Below are 12,269 nucleotides of genomic sequence, written 5' to 3' on the forward strand. Positions count from 1 at the left end.
ATAACAAGCGTATCTACCGTCATAAAGTCTTTGAAAGAATGGCAACCCGAGGCAAAAGCAGCATGGGCTGGTTCTATGGCTTTAAGCTGCACGCCATTATCAATCATAAGGGCGAGCTTGTATCTGTTAAAGTCACTGCGGGTAATACCGATGACAGAGTGCCTGTTAAGGATATGGCAACGTCTGTGTTTGGCAAGGTGTTTGGTGATAGAGGATACATCAGTAACACACTAAACACGTGGCTCACAAAACACAGTGATACCACGTTGATAACCAAACTTCGGCGTAATATGAAACCGCAAGTACTCAAGCCGATGGATGAGGCGCTACTCAATCATCGCTCTTTGGTTGAAACGGTTTTTGGAGAGCTTAAAAGCTTGTGCCAAATTGAACACTCACGCCATCGTAGTGTCACGGGGTTTATCACAAACTTGCTGTCAGGTTTGATTGCTTATTGCTGGTTTCCCTATAAACCCACCATCAAAAACATGCCTCAGCAGGGGCAGGTAGCCACATTGTAAATAGTATCAATGAGTTACAATGTGGCTTATCCCGAACTGGGGTTATTTATTTAACCTTAACAATTAACTTTTGGCAAAAACGGGTAGAGGGTTAAAACTCACCTCAGGGCGTGGTAATTTTGCCACATCCTGCATACGCCAATCATTCTTTCCATCATAACTGACTTGCAAATAATACTTGCCTTTTACGTCATCCAAATCGACTTGCGCCGTGTACTTGTTACCTTCTTGATGTTTGAGTACCGCATCGCGGTCTTTTTTAATGTCGGTGGCGTGCGAAATAGACAACTCTAAAGAGTCAGGATAGGTTAAAGGCTCACCGTTCAATAATTTACCAGACTGCACGCTTTGCTCAGGATAATTGAGATAAAACACGACATCGCCATTATCGGCAAACTGCATCTTGCCATGTAAATCTAAATCATAGGTCAGCTTGTCGCGAGAGACGTCATGATATAGGGTTTTGCCATCCATATACCAATCGTCGCGTACCACGCTATCACGGATTTGATAAGAATAATAAACAAACCAAATGCAAGCGATTACTACAAAAGCTGGCATGCCAATGACAAAGATAACCACCATATAGTTTTTGTACCATGGTTGGCTGTCTTGATGCTTAAAGTTCGGTGCTGGACTAGACATAACATACCTATTAATCAGATACTCGTTTATAAAGTGCGGTTTGTCAGCTTATTATAAACGCTATCAAAAAATAAACTGACGGCTCAGAGCAGCCAGTTTAATGATAAATACTTCACCCGCAAGTCAGTGATGATTAGCCTTTGACCAAGCACCACTAATGAGCGGATGAATAGATAAAAGCAACTACATACTCAATAATTACTGCCCTTGAGTGGTAAAGATATTTTGTTTACTCACATTATATTTACCGTCTTCGCTGGCTACTGTTAAAGTAATCGGCGTTTGACCAAACTCAATCACCTCAGGGTCGCCATAGATACTGACTGGCATATCAAAGCTTTCGCCTGCTTCTAACGGCACATCGTTGAAGCGTACACCTAAACTCAAGCCTTTTTGTGGCTCAAGGCTTATTTTATAAGTGTGCGCACTTTGAGTTTTGTTGGTCAATTTAACGATATAGCTGTTTTCAATCATGCCTTGTTGGTTCAATGACGACAACTGATTACGATCACGGCGAATATCAATCTCTAACGGTACGCGGTCTGTCAATGCATAAACCACACCGCCACAAAGTACCGCAAGCAAGGTTAAATAAGCAAAAAAGCGCGGGCGCAATACACGGCTTGGCTCTTTTTCGACCAATTGCCGCTCTGTGGTATAACGAATCAAGCCACGTGGGTAGCCAACTTTATCCATTACATCGTTACAAGCATCGACACAGGCGGCACACTGGATACACGCAACCTGCAAACCATCACGAATATCGATACCCGTTGGGCATACTTGCACGCACATCGTACAGTCAATACAGTCGCCTAAATTCTCAGGATGGGTGCCTTTTTTACGGGCGCCGCGAGGTTCACCGCGCTCATAATCATAAGAAACAATCAAGGTATCTTTATCAAACATCACGCTTTGGAAGCGGCCGTACGGACAGATTTGGATACACATCTGCTCACGCATGTAGCCTGCATTGACGTAAGTTGAAAAAGCGAAAATAAATATCGATACCCATATCCACGTTGACCAGTCAGGGAAGGGGATAACACCCCCTAACACTTGCCAACTACCATATAGAGCTTCTGTCCCTGATACATAACTGACAAACGTCATCGCCGTAATCATCGAAAATACAAACCAGATAAAGTAGATTAAGAAACGTTTGAAGACTTTTTTAGCATTCATAGGTTCTTTATCAAACTTAATACGTTTATTGCGATCGCCAATCACTATTTTTTCAACGTATTGGAACATATGCGTCCAAATGGTTTGCGGACAGGCATAACCACACCAAACCCGTCCTGCATATACCGTCACCATAAATAGCGCAAAAGCCGCAATAAGCGCAAAGACCGCAAGAAAGTAAAAATCTTGGGTCAAAAAGGTCATACCAAAAATATAATAATGCTGCGACGGCACATCGAACCAAATAGCTTGCCTGCCGTTATACCTTATCCACGGTAAAATCAAAAATAATGCCAATAACGCATACATGCTAATCACGCGGATATTTTGGTAAAATCCGGTGATAAATCTAGGGTGAACGCGTTTTTTATTGGCGTTAAGATCCACCTCAACGACAGGAATTTTATTGGATGGTTGTGCTGACATAAACGTGCCTCTTTAAAAAAAGAATCAGTCTGCTGGCATGATGAACAAATACCTTTAATAGCTGGGTATATGGATGTACGATGTTATCAATGTCAGTAAGTGGCAAGTCTCATACCAAAAAAAGTATTCAAGCTTGCTACCAAATGAGCGATTGTAAATAAAGGATTAAAATATGCTTAAATAGATGACTCTATAGTGTTTCTACTCGATTACTATTTTAGCAGTTTCCCTACTATAAATGGGGTGAGAATGTTAAAAAGCAATACTTATCTGCGACTCTGCGACTCTGCGACTTATTGATAGAAGAAGAGCGTATTACTATTAAGCTTAATAAATATCAAAACCAGTGGTGATAGAGCATAAAACGTATTAAATCTATCAGCAGTTTGATTTTGCGAGTTGCTCGTAGGCAGAATTTATTAATAAAACATAAAACTGATAAATAACTAAAAAGGGAGAACTGCAATAACAGTTCTCCCTTTGTTAAATACCACTTATTTACGATATACAACTGACTAAATGCGCTTAGTTTGCAACTGCCGTTTCAGGTTTGGCTGCTTTTGGAGCAGCGGCAGAAACAGGCTGCGCTTTAGCAGGCTGAGGCGTTCTGTCTGATAGAGAATAAACATACGCAGCAAGCAGCATAATACGCTCATTACCTAGTTTGGTTTCCCATTCTGGCATCACACCGGCACGGCCATAACGAATGGTATCACGGATACTTTCGCGATCGCCGCCATATAACCAGATGTTATCAGTCAAGTTTGGCGCCCCAGTAGAGATCATACCTTTAGCATCTTCACCATGACAAAGCACGCAATTAGTAGGCTCATGGAAAATGGCTTTACCTTGAGCAACTTTAGCTTGGTCAAGCTCATAACCTGGTTGGTTACCAGAGATTGACAAGACATATTCAGCCGCTGCACGCACACCATCTTCACCAAGTTGGTCACGCCAAGCTGCCATACCACCAACACGACCATTATGTAGCGTCGTTAGGATATGTGAAGCTTCACCGCCATATAACCAGTCATTGTCAGTCAAATTAGGATAGCCTAGCGCACCTTTCGCATTAGAGCCGTGACAGACAGCACAGTTCTGTAAGAACAAGCGACTACCGACTTTTAGCGCATTCGGGTTTTCAGCAAGTTTTTCAACGTACGGTGCAAGCTCAGCAATTTTCTCATCAATCTGAGATTGCAAGTCTGCTGGCGGTGTTTCACTGCGACGCATGGTTGCTTGCATCTCAGACAGCGTTGCTAGCGTTTTGGTTGCTCCGCTGGCATCTGCTTTAGCCAAGATATTTTGCTCGAAGTTATCGGTAAATACCTTATTATTACTTTCAAGCTCGCTTGCTAACTCGTTATGCGAGGTCCATGGCACGGTTTCGCCATCTACTTCTACAGTCGTGATACCTTCCCATTTTGATGGAAAGATAGCAGGGAAAAATATCCAGTATGCAACAGCCCAAATGATCGAGCCAAAAAATATCACTAACCACCATTTAGGCAGTGGCTTATCGTATTCTTGAATACCGTCGTAAGTGTGCCCAGTAGTACCGTCTTCTTCTACTTCTGGCTTGTATTTCAACACCATTAGTAAGACGCCGAGGATACCCGCCCAACACATAATACTTAGTATGGTGATCCAAGAACTCCAAAAAAATGTCATCGTTTATCCTTATTGCGCTGCTCTTCAGCCAAAGCTTCTTTATCTTTGTCATCAAGCGCAAGTTGTGCATCTTCTTCGAAGCGTTTTTTGTTTTTTGGCGAATACGCCCACCATGCAACGCCCACGAAGGCAATAAAAGCAGAAACGGTCGCAATTGTTTGTAATTCACCAATACCCATTAGCGCTGTCCTTCCATCGCGGTACCCAATTGCTGTAAGTAGGCAACCAGAGCATCAAGCTCAGTGGCGCCAAGTACCGCATCTGGCGCTCCTTCGATATCTTCTTCAGTGTAAGGCACACCAAACTGATCACGGAATAGACGCATTTTAGTTTGCACATTGGTACCGTTTACTTCATTGGTTGCAAGCCAAGGGAAACCAGGCATTACAGATTCAGGTACTAATGAGCGTGGATCGATAAGATGTTGTTTTTGCCAATCTTCAGAATAACGTCCACCAACACGTGCCAAGTCAGGACCAGTACGTTTAGAACCCCATAAGAATGGATGATCCCACGTAGATTCAGCAGCACGTGAGTAAGGTCCATAACGCTCAACTTCCGCACGCAATGGACGCACCATTTGCGTATGACAGACGTGACAGCCTTCACGAATATAGATGTCACGACCTTCAAACTCAAGTGCGGTCCATGGCTCCATGGCGGGAAGGGGAGCGTTTACCCCACCTTCTTCAGGACCCTTGTTATCATAAATCAGCGGTACGATTTCAACGAGCGTTGCAAAGCTAATGGCAATAACAATACCGATAACCAACAAGCCTGTATTTTTTTCAATAATTTCATGCGGTGTACCAGACATGATCGCTCCTTATACGTTAGCTGCCGAAGGTTTATCAACACTAGGTTCATGATCAGTAGGATCTGCGATATCAACAGGCTTACCTTCTGGCATTTTAAGTGTTTTATAAACGTTATAGGCCATAACAACCATACCCGATACATACAATAGGCCACCAAAGGCACGACCAATATATGGGAAATGTGAGAACTCAACGGTATCAACGAAGCTATACACCAACGTACCATCTGGATTGGTCGCAAGCCACATCATGCCTTGGCCGATACCTGAAATCCACATAGAAACGATATAGAAGATAGTACCCGCTGTTGCTAACCAGAAATGCGTGGTGATTAAGCTGATAGAGTACATTTTTGGCTTGTTATAAATACGTGGTAACAGTACATATAGCGAACCAATCGTAATCATACCAACCCAGCCAAGTGCACCTGAGTGTACGTGACCGACTGTCCAGTCCGTGTTATGCGATAACGCGTTGACGGTCTTAATAGACATCATCGGACCTTCGAACGTTGACATAGCATAGAACGACAATGCCACAATCATAAAGCGAATGATCGGATCGGTACGTAGCTTATCCCAACTGCCTGATAGCGTTAGTACACCGTTAATCATACCACCCCAAGATGGCGCAAATAGGATGATTGAGAACACCATTGCGAGAGACTGCGTCCAATCTGGAAGTGCTGAATAATGCAAATGGTGACCACCAGCCCACATGTATGAAGCAATCAATGCCCAAAAGTGAACGATAGACAAACGATAAGAATAAATAGGACGACCAATCTGAACTGGAACAAAGTAATACATCATCCCAAGGAACGCGGCCGTTAAGTAAAAACCTACCGCATTATGCCCGTACCACCACTGCACCATCGCATCGGTCGCACCGCCAAATAATGAGTAAGATTTAAACGCACTAACAGGGATAGCCATACTATTTACGATATGCAGTAGAGCAATCGTAATAATAAATGCGCCAAAGAACCAGTTAGCCACATAAATGTGTGAAGTTCTACGTTTGATGAGCGTACCGAAGAACACAATGGCATAAGAAATCCATACCAAAGCAATCAAGATATCGATTGGCCACTCAAGCTCAGCGTATTCCTTGGTCGATGTCAGACCTAAAGGAAGAGTAATAACCGCTGCGACGATAACCGCTTGCCAACCCCAAAAGGTAAACCAAGCTAAATAAGGGGCGAATAGTCTCGTCTTACAGGTACGCTGTACCACATAATAAGAGGTTGCGAACAGGGCAGAGCCACCGAATGCAAAGATAACCGCGTTAGTGTGTAGCGGTCTTAGACGACTGAATGTCAGCCATGGAATGTCAAAGTTTAGTGCTGGCCATGCTAACTGTGAAGCAATGAACACACCAATACTCATGCCGACGATGCCCCATATCACGGCCATTATCGTAAAGAATCTTACGACAGTGATTTCATACTCACGGTCAATTGGGGCGACTGCTGTGTTTTGTAAACTCATTGGATGATTCCTTTACAGCCCGAATTATCAACAGAATTAACTAACTCTCCGCGGCCTCTATATTATAAAAAATTATAAGCAGATTATGGTTGCGGTACATGTTGTTTTTGCCAAATCTTATTATCGATACCTTATTTACGATTAAATCAATCCTACGCTAATGTTCAGCGGTTACTGCTGAGTTGAGAGCGGCGATATAAACGCACTGCGCTCACAGTTAGACGATAATAGAATGATTAATAAATAATAAACGGTTAAATTTGATAAGACAATGTGCCTTCCTTGAGCATCAAACATCTATTGAGGCTGAGTATGTATCTTAATTATTACTGCTAAAAAGCCAGTATGAACGAAGATAAATACTAATATTCAATTGGTGATAAAAAACTTGTACACCATCAATGTATGCTAGCGGCGGCTGACAAAAACCATGTTTACGTAATGTTTAGTTAAAACTCCCGACTCTGTTTAAGGGTATTGTAACGCAAACCTAATCAAATATCATCAGAACTATGCGCCAAAATACAAACTCTTTGGTAAAAATAGTTACTAACGATATAATCTTACAGCGTTATACACCTATTTTATACCCAATTTCCCTACTATTCTAGGGGTGAAAAAAGATAGTGCTTTTTGGCGCAAAAAATACAATTAAGCGGTGGTTTTGTAACAATAGCAGCATTTGCGCTATAAATAGGTTTTACTTATCATCGAATCGCCCCTTATAATGACACCTTGTATTATCGCTAACCAAGTGCTTTATACTGATATTAACGAATATTTTGAACTTTTAAATAGTGGTTAGGCTTAGCCGTATGCTGGCACAAGCCTACCTTCATAAATAACCTCATAAATAATAGGTATTAAGGATAATAATATGGCAGTTTTTTTGACAGACGAATGGTTTGAGCAAGTTGAGAAAATGGGTCAAGAAGCCGGTGAATTAAATTTACCACCAGCGCTTGCCAATATGGTGGTGAACTTAAAAGTCACCGATACGGAACAAGATATTGAAGCAAGCTTTGCTGACGGCTTACTACATCGCGGTTTGAATGATAAGGCAACCACAACCTTATTGTTGGATCGTAGCCTGCTGCAATCTATCATTACCAACTTTGATACCAATGAAATCATGGGCGCTTTTATGGCCGGTAAAATTCGTGTCGAAGGCGATATGTCACAATTGATGGCAGTACAAACCGCGCGCCCAAGTGCGGAGCAAAAAGAGCTTTATAGTAATATCAAGTCAATGACTACCTTAGCTTAATGGCCTGTTTTTCATTTTTTTATCAATAACGTTTAGCATAAAAAAAGCCCTTAATATGAATTAAGGGCTTTTTTATCGAAAAGTTTAATAGTAACTTAATTGCTGAATTAGCTGGCTTTTGATTGTTGCGCAGTTGTTTGTGGTTTTTGATTTTCTTTGTAAATCGCCGCTTGTAACCAGATATTGGCCTGTACATAATCATGCACTTCAATAGCAGCGGTGGTTTCGGTTTTAGGTGCGCCAATACGAATGACAAACGGGTCTGCATCTTGTTCGCGCAGTACCACCACATCAAATAAGATGATGGTCTGGCCATTAAATAGTGTTTCTTGCTTACCAAGCACCTGACCTTGACACCACGCTTCGTCTTCTTGCCCTATGGTATCGCCGAACAAATACGCGCACATATGACCAAGATTAATCTCGACGGGCGCCATTTGTTCATTGGTTTCAGGCTGCCACGCTTTGATTTGCTCTTGTAAATCGTCAGGCATTTTTCCATCGTTGGCGGCGACGATGTCGTTAAAGGCGCGATGGTAGCGAATGGCTTCTTGGTCTTCGACCATAATCACTTCGTCTTGTTCACTCAGCTTAATCTCATGCGCCCACGCACTAAAGTTCACGTAATAAGCCGTATCTTGCTGATATAAATGACGGTTAGCGGTATATAGCTGGTCGAAAGCATAAATAATGCTGCCATCAGCGGTGCGTAAGCGCAAGACCGCATCGTGAGTGTTGTCATTGACAATCATGCGCTCGATTTTGCACGTCAAACCATAAGGGCTATCGACACAAGGGTAGGCGTTGATAAAGCATTCAGGCTTGCCATCTTTCATCGCCAGCACTTGATTGATATGACAAGGCTGGTCTTCAGATAGCAATAAGCAGCTGTCTTTGGCACTGACATTGCTGTTGAGCCCTTTCGGCATGGCCGCTTTTTCAATCATCTTTTGCAGCCATTCTGGTACGTCTTGACTCATGTCATCGGTCAAAATGCGCCAATGATCGGCGTGTCCAGCAGATTGCTCGTCAGTTAAGGTAATTTTGGTGGGAGATTGGATGTTTTTATATTGATAATTAATGGTCATGAATATACTCAAACTTAAGTCAGCCATGAAGTTTGGGTCTAAAACTGTGATTGCTGACCATTATCCAATATATGAACGGATTGGTTTATGATAACCAGCAATGTCGTCAGTAAAGAGGCAACAAACAACAATGAGGGGTTAGTGACAATTGTCCTTAGCATACAATATATAGGTATAGACGCAACTAATAGCAAGCCCCTCGTGAAAAATAATATGAAAAGTTGAGTTTTTATTAAAAAATACCGGCAGTTTGCGCTAATGACTGGCACATATAAGTCAAATTGTGTCAAACTAGCTCCCTTTTGACAGCGGTATTTTGCTGCTCATAATCCCCTGTTTTTTGTTCGATTGATATGTTTTTGCGGCAACAGCCTTAGTGAGTGTCATACTAAAAGGCGGTTGCTGCATTGGATTTTATAACATAAATAAAGTCGCACGTAGATAAGATAAAGAGTTTGAATATGTTTCGTCCTTTAGCGTTATTTATCGGCTTACGGTACACCCGAGCAGAGCGTAGTAATGGTTTTATCTCCTTTATCTCGCTGATTTCAATGATTGGTCTGACGCTTGGCGTGGCGGTACTGATTACGGTGCTATCGGTCATGAATGGTTTTGATCGCGAGCTCAAAACACGTATTTTGGGTATGGTGCCACAAGCGACGGTAATTTCAACCGAGATTATCGGTGATTGGAAAGAGGTGGCCGATAAAATTAAAGAAGATCCCGAAGTTGCTGCCGTCGCACCCTTTATTCAGCTGCAAGGTATGCTGACCTCCAACGGTCAAGTGGCTGGGATTATGGTCACCGGCGTCGATCCAGAGTATGAGAAAAACGTTTCTATCATCAACGAGCACATGGTAGAAGGCAGTATTGATACGCTGCAAAACGGTGAGTTCAGTATTGTGCTTGGTGAAGAGATGGTGCAGTCTTTGGGGCTGCGCTTAGGTGATAAAGTGACCTTGGTGCTGCCAGAAGCGTCGCCATCGCCAGCAGGTGTGATACCGCGCTTTAAGCGTTTTACTTTAACAGGTATTTTTACCATCAGTCCCGAGGTAGATAGCCTAATGGCGTTTATTCCGATGGGTGATGCGGCAAAATTACTGCGTCTACCAGAGGGTGCGCAGGGCATACGTATGAAGCTTGACGATATCTTTAATGCGCCAATGGCGGCCCAAAAAGCGGCTGCTATTGCGCCTGACAAGCTTTATCCTAGCGATTGGACACAAACGCACGGCAACCTATTTGGTGCCATCCAAATGGAGAAAGCCATGGTTGGCTTGCTGCTGTTTTTAATTATCCTTGTTGCCGCTTTCAATATCGTTTCAAGTTTGGTGATGCTAGTCACCGACAAAAAAGCAGACATTGCTATTTTAAAAACCTTTGGCGCTTCACCGCGTCTGATTACCCATGTGTTTATGGTACAGGGCATCGTTATTGGCTTTATCGGTACGATTGCGGGCACGATACTTGGTGTTATCTTTGCCCTGACCGTTAGTGATATTTTGGGTTTTATCAATCAAACCTTTGGCCTCAATTTGTTTGATGCTTACTTTGTAAATTATCTGCCATCGCAGCTGCGTTTGACCGATGTGGTACTGATTACCAGTGCGTCATTTATACTGAGCTTTTTGGCGACCATTTATCCAGCGCGCCGAGCGGCGAAAATTCAGCCTGCGCAAACGCTGCGTTACGAGTAATCTACAGGCGTCAATCGTCAATGCTATGCTAAATAAAACAAAGGAAGTACCATGTCTGAAATTTTAAAAGCGACCAATATTAATAAAATTTATGATGAAGGGGCGGTGAGCACACAAGTATTGACCGGTCTAGATTTGACTGTCAATGCTGGTGAGCGCATTGCGATTGTCGGTACCAGTGGTTCGGGGAAAAGCACTTTGCTGCATTTGCTTGGCGGACTGGATACCCCCAGTAGCGGGGAGGTCTGGCTACATGGACAGCTGTTAAATAGTATGAATGAGACCGAGCGCGGGGCGATGCGTAATAAGCACTTAGGGTTTATTTATCAGTTTCACCATTTATTAGCAGAGTTTACTGCTGTTGAAAACGTCGCTATGCCGCTACTGATGCGTCCAAAAGTATCGACGACCGAGGCACGTCAACAAGCGATAGATATTTTAAAAAGTGTCGGTTTGGAGCATCGTTTGGCCCACAGACCCGGTGAGCTATCAGGCGGTGAGCGTCAACGTGTGGCGATTGCTCGCGCGCTTGTGACCAAACCATCACTTATTTTGGCCGATGAGCCGACTGGTAACTTGGATTATGACAACGCGCAAAGCGTGTTTGGGCTGTTATCCGAGCTACAAAGCACCATGCAAACCGCGCTATTGATGGTGACGCATGACCGTAGTTTGGCAGCCCTTGCTGACCGTCAGCTCCTACTCCGCAATGGGCATTGGGAAGATTACTAAAGGCGTTATTTTTAATACTTTTTTTCAATAAACTGTAGAACTGCTGTTACTGAGCAGCAGCATGATACGGTTAGCTTTTTTATAAAAGTTACTGACTATAAAAATTAATGATAAAAACGACGAAAAAAACAGACTGTATCTAGCAGCTTTAACAAGTAGATAGAATGATAAATAAGGAATGATGAGATGGATAAAAATGATGATCCGATTGAAGCGTTTGGTAGCGCCGAAGAAGGTAACGAACCACTAAAGCCTTATATGGATCCGACGCTATTTGACACCATTGATAGACAAGCACAAATAGACTTGCTGACGCCGGTTTTTGACTCAATTACCTTAGCGGGTGCAGATTACGATTTAAAGGCGCAAGATAGTGCGACTGGCAAGCGCTATACGCTGTTAAAAGATGAGAAAGTGATAGATATATTTGTGATGGATGCCAACCTTACCGACAATGTTAAAAACGCTATCGACAAGCATAAAGAGGAAGAAGGCGAGTTATAAGGTCGCTTACGAATTGGGCAATGATTTTATAAGACATTTCTATCTTTATAAAATGCTGCTATTTCTATAAGATGACTGACGCGACAAGATCGATTATTAATAATTAGGTGGTGTTCTAAAAAGTATGCCGGCATCAGACGTAACCATAATTGATGTAAAAGAACACCATATCAAACACTTTGAAGTGATTATCGAGCTTCTTAGAGAAACAACAGGTCTTTCGAA

At 42.7% G+C, this 12,269-nt stretch carries 12 protein-coding genes and 1 pseudogene; 5 read left to right on the forward strand and 8 right to left on the reverse strand.

What is annotated here, in order from left to right; all coding sequences use genetic code 11:
* Nucleotides 1-521, forward strand: a 521-nt coding sequence (locus A7325_RS11050; protein WP_156508546.1) for an IS982 family transposase, incomplete at its 5' end; no start/stop codon positions are given.
* A gap of 63 nt (nt 522-584) precedes the next feature.
* On the opposite strand, the gene A7325_RS11055 is transcribed toward A7325_RS11050, so the two are convergent.
* The 6 genes from A7325_RS11055 to ccoN all read right to left on the reverse strand — a co-directional run bounded on the left by A7325_RS11055 (nt 585) and on the right by ccoN (nt 6,756).
* Nucleotides 585-1,166 (reverse strand): FixH family protein, encoded by a 582-nt coding sequence (locus A7325_RS11055; protein ID WP_068408127.1) that lies wholly within the window; start codon nt 1,164-1,166, stop codon nt 585-587.
* A 198-nt stretch (nt 1,167-1,364) separates the two neighbouring features.
* On the reverse strand, nt 1,365-2,777 hold the full coding sequence (ccoG, locus tag A7325_RS11060) for a cytochrome c oxidase accessory protein CcoG (RefSeq protein WP_068408131.1): 1,413 nt from the start codon (nt 2,775-2,777) through the stop codon (nt 1,365-1,367).
* Between the two features lie 525 nt (nt 2,778-3,302).
* The gene (ccoP, locus tag A7325_RS11065) at nt 3,303-4,448 is read right to left on the reverse strand and encodes a cytochrome-c oxidase, cbb3-type subunit III (protein ID WP_068408132.1); all 1,146 of its coding nucleotides are present in this window, start codon (nt 4,446-4,448) and stop codon (nt 3,303-3,305) included.
* A complete protein-coding gene (locus tag A7325_RS11070) occupies nt 4,445-4,627 on the reverse strand; it encodes a CcoQ/FixQ family Cbb3-type cytochrome c oxidase assembly chaperone (RefSeq protein WP_068408133.1) in 183 nt (60 codons plus the stop codon). The genes ccoP and A7325_RS11070 overlap by 4 nt, the downstream gene beginning before the upstream one ends.
* A complete protein-coding gene (gene ccoO / locus A7325_RS11075; protein WP_068408135.1) occupies nt 4,627-5,265 on the reverse strand; it encodes a cytochrome-c oxidase, cbb3-type subunit II in 639 nt (212 codons plus the stop codon). The genes A7325_RS11070 and ccoO overlap by 1 nt, the downstream gene beginning before the upstream one ends.
* 9 nt (nt 5,266-5,274) lie before the next feature.
* Nucleotides 5,275-6,756 (reverse strand): cytochrome-c oxidase, cbb3-type subunit I, encoded by a 1,482-nt coding sequence (ccoN, locus tag A7325_RS11080; protein WP_068408137.1) that lies wholly within the window; start codon nt 6,754-6,756, stop codon nt 5,275-5,277.
* 877 nt (nt 6,757-7,633) lie between these two features.
* Between ccoN and A7325_RS11085 the strand changes: the two genes are divergently transcribed.
* Nucleotides 7,634-8,023 (forward strand): SCP2 sterol-binding domain-containing protein, encoded by a 390-nt coding sequence (locus A7325_RS11085; protein WP_068408139.1) that lies wholly within the window; start codon nt 7,634-7,636, stop codon nt 8,021-8,023.
* A gap of 107 nt (nt 8,024-8,130) precedes the next feature.
* Here the strand turns inward: A7325_RS11085 and A7325_RS11090 are convergent, their stop codons facing one another.
* Nucleotides 8,131-9,111 carry a hypothetical protein gene (locus A7325_RS11090; RefSeq protein WP_068408146.1) on the reverse strand — a complete coding sequence of 327 codons (981 nt, stop codon included), beginning with the start codon at nt 9,109-9,111 and terminating at the stop codon, nt 8,131-8,133.
* Nucleotides 9,112-9,572: 461 nt separating this feature from the next.
* Here A7325_RS11090 and A7325_RS11095 point away from each other — a divergent pair, with 461 nt between their 5' ends.
* From A7325_RS11095 to A7325_RS11105, 3 genes are all read left to right on the forward strand, one after another.
* Nucleotides 9,573-10,808, forward strand: coding sequence for a lipoprotein-releasing ABC transporter permease subunit (locus tag A7325_RS11095; RefSeq protein ID WP_068408140.1), 1,236 nt, complete (start codon nt 9,573-9,575; stop codon nt 10,806-10,808).
* A gap of 51 nt (nt 10,809-10,859) precedes the next feature.
* Nucleotides 10,860-11,540 (forward strand): lipoprotein-releasing ABC transporter ATP-binding protein LolD, encoded by a 681-nt coding sequence (gene lolD / locus A7325_RS11100; RefSeq protein WP_068408142.1) that lies wholly within the window; start codon nt 10,860-10,862, stop codon nt 11,538-11,540.
* A 186-nt stretch (nt 11,541-11,726) separates the two neighbouring features.
* Nucleotides 11,727-12,044, forward strand: a complete 318-nt coding sequence (locus A7325_RS11105) for a hypothetical protein (protein WP_068408144.1) — start codon at nt 11,727-11,729, stop codon at nt 12,042-12,044.
* A 133-nt stretch (nt 12,045-12,177) separates the two neighbouring features.
* On the opposite strand, the pseudogene A7325_RS13800 reads toward A7325_RS11105, so the two are convergent.
* Nucleotides 12,178-12,269, reverse strand: a pseudogene (locus A7325_RS13800) (IS1 family transposase); the annotation flags it as partial.

The sequence above is a fragment of the Psychrobacter sp. SHUES1 genome, from assembly GCF_001652315.1.
Classification (GTDB): Bacteria; Pseudomonadota; Gammaproteobacteria; order Pseudomonadales; family Moraxellaceae; genus Psychrobacter; species Psychrobacter faecalis.